The sequence below is a fragment of the Streptomyces mutabilis genome, from assembly GCF_014649815.1.
In the GTDB taxonomy this organism is placed as follows: Bacteria; Actinomycetota; Actinomycetes; order Streptomycetales; family Streptomycetaceae; genus Streptomyces; species Streptomyces mutabilis.
In genome coordinates, this window is the sequence record NZ_BMTT01000076.1 from 1 (window position 1) to 1,353 (window position 1,353).

Consider the following 1,353-nt stretch of genomic DNA (forward strand, 5'->3'; position numbering starts at 1 on the left):
CTCCACCCGCGCCGAGTAAGCACGCGTGAGATCAGAAGCGAGCGGACCCAACGACCACCCGTCGCCCGCGATGTGATGCACCACCAGCAGCAGCACGTACTCCTGCGACGAGAGTTCGAAGAGGTCGGCGCGCAGCGGGGTCTCGGTGGCCAGGTCGAAGGCGTACCGGGCCGCTGACTTCAGGGCGTCCGGCAGCTCGGCGTCGGTCGTGGGGTGGACGGCGAGGTGGGGAACTGCTGCCTCGGGTGACAGCACCTGTTGGCAGGGGACGCCCTCGGCCTCGGGGAACACCGTCCGCAGACTCTCGTGCCGGGCCACCACGTCACCGACAGCGGCCCGCAGCGCGTCACGGTCCAACTCACCGCTCAGCCGCAGGGCCAGCGGGATGTTGTACGTGGCGCTCGGCCCCTCCATCTTGTGGATGAACCACAGCCTGCGCTGGGCGAAGGACAGCGGCATGACCTCGGGTCGCCGGCGGACGGCGAGGGCCAGGCGCCCGGGGGCGGCGGTGTCGAGGAGTGCCGCCACCGCGGCCGGCGTCGGGCCCTCGAACAGCGCACGCAGCTCCAGCTCCACGCCGAACGCGGCACGGATCTGAGCGATGAGACGGGTGGCCAGCAGCGAGTGTCCGCCCAGGTCGAAGAAGTCGTCGTCGACGCCGACCCGCGGCAGTCCCAGCACCTGCGCGAACAGATCGCACACGATCTGCTCCTGCGGCGTGCGCGCCCCTCGTCCCGACCCGGCCGACGCGAACTCCGGCGCGGGCAAGGCCGCCCGGTCCAGCTTGCCGTTGGCCGTCAAGGGCAACCGGTCGAGGGGGACGATGGCCGACGGGACCATGTAGTCGGGCAGATGGTCGCGGGTGTGCTCACGGAGCTTGGTGACCAGGGCGCCGGTGCCGCGGCGGGCGGCGGGGTTGGTCGCCCACGTGGACAGGGGTGCGGTGGAGGTGCTGGTGGGGAGCGCGGCGTACGTGCCGACGGGGGCGCGGCCGGACAGCCGGCTCCGGTCGACGAAGACGACGTCCACGGCGTCGGTGTCCTGGGTGTTCCAGGTGATGCCGGTCCAGTAGCCGTGCTCGTCGCCCAGGGCGTGGAAGGCCTCGAGGCCGGTGGATGATGCGGTGGGGCGGTCGGGCAGGGGGGCGCTCTCTTCGAGGGCCTGCCGCACGGCGAGTTCATGTACGAGACGGGGGTTCGGGACGCCGGTGAGGCGGAGTTCCGCGGGCCTTTCGCCGGCCAACTGCTGCCTGAGCCCTTGGAGGTTGGCTTGGGCGTCGGCGTGAGCGAGCCAGGGTCGGGTGGGGGCGTCGTCGAGGGGGTGGGGGGTGATGCCGGTCTTGTAGAGGGTGGC

General features: G+C 72.0%; 1 protein-coding gene. It reads right to left on the reverse strand.

Going from position 1 to position 1,353, the window contains the following annotated elements; genetic code table 11:
* Nucleotides 1–1,353 (reverse strand): condensation domain-containing protein (locus IE142_RS34685; protein ID WP_229831198.1); only part of this gene is annotated, 1,353 nt, incomplete at both ends.